The sequence below is a fragment of the Streptomyces sp. VTCC 41912 genome (assembly GCF_045799175.1).
Classification (GTDB): domain Bacteria; phylum Actinomycetota; class Actinomycetes; order Streptomycetales; family Streptomycetaceae; genus Streptomyces; species Streptomyces albulus_C.
On sequence record NZ_JBJMAB010000104.1, the window covers coordinates 1 to 806 of the forward strand.

An 806-nucleotide genomic window follows, 5' to 3' on the forward strand; every position below is an offset into this window, starting at 1 on the left:
TCGCGATCTGCGTCAGCAGTCCCATGTCCGGCCTCCTCAGACGAAGCTGTAGGCGGGCAGCGGGCCGTGGAGGCGGACCGTGAATTCCGCTCCGAGCTCGTCGGCGAGTTGTTTCTCCGCGGCGAGGAAGTCCTCCTCGTCGTCCCGATGCACGAGGAACGAGACGTTCAGGAAGTCGTTCGCCGCCGGCTCGGAAAGGTGCTCCTGGCGCACGGCTCCGCGGAGGGCGGCCACGATGTCCGCGGCCAGGCGGCCCTGGCGCGCCTGGACTTCCTGGACGACCAGTTCGCCGAGGGCGAGGGGCAACTCGGGGTTGCTGCTGCCGCTTCTGATCTCGTCGTTCAGTGCCCGTGCCTGGTCCGATTCGCTCAGGACCCGGCGCAGCAGCGCCTCCTCGTCCTGGCCCACCTTGAGGTTGTACTCGACGCAGTTGTCCAGCGCCGCCAACTGGGCGGTGAGCACGTCCACGCGCTCTTCGAGGACCGCGCGCACCGCGTCCTCGTCGGCGGCCGTGAAACCGAACTGCAGCGGGAGGACCGCACCGTCGGCCATCAAGTGCTCCTGCACGGTGTGGTGGGCGTTGAGGTCGCGGCGTTTGGGCCGCAGGTCCTCGGGCGCATCGCTGACGACCGCGGACAGTGAGCCGTGCCGAACCGTGCGGAGTTTCGCCGGCGGGTCCCCGACACCGTCGAGTTCGTCGAGGCGTTGCGGATGGTCGGTGGAGACCACGGAGTAGACGTACACAGTCATGGCTCATTCCCTCCGGCGACGCGCCGACCGCCGCGCCGGCCGTTCCCGTCTCGACG

1 protein-coding gene is annotated in these 806 nt (G+C 69.2%); it reads right to left on the bottom strand.

What is annotated here, in order from left to right; genetic code table 11:
* Positions 1–36: 36 nt before the first annotated feature.
* Positions 37–750 (bottom strand): GvpL/GvpF family gas vesicle protein, encoded by a 714-nt coding sequence (locus ACJ6WD_RS41320; protein ID WP_407617821.1) that lies wholly within the window; start codon positions 748–750, stop codon positions 37–39.
* Between the last annotated feature and the right edge of the window lie 56 nt (positions 751–806).

Bases quoted from the DNA above. Each gene is read 5' to 3' on its own strand.
- ACJ6WD_RS41320 (WP_407617821.1), bottom strand. From the start codon at position 750: ATGACTGTGTACGTCTACTCCGTGGTCTCCACCGACCATCCGCAACGC.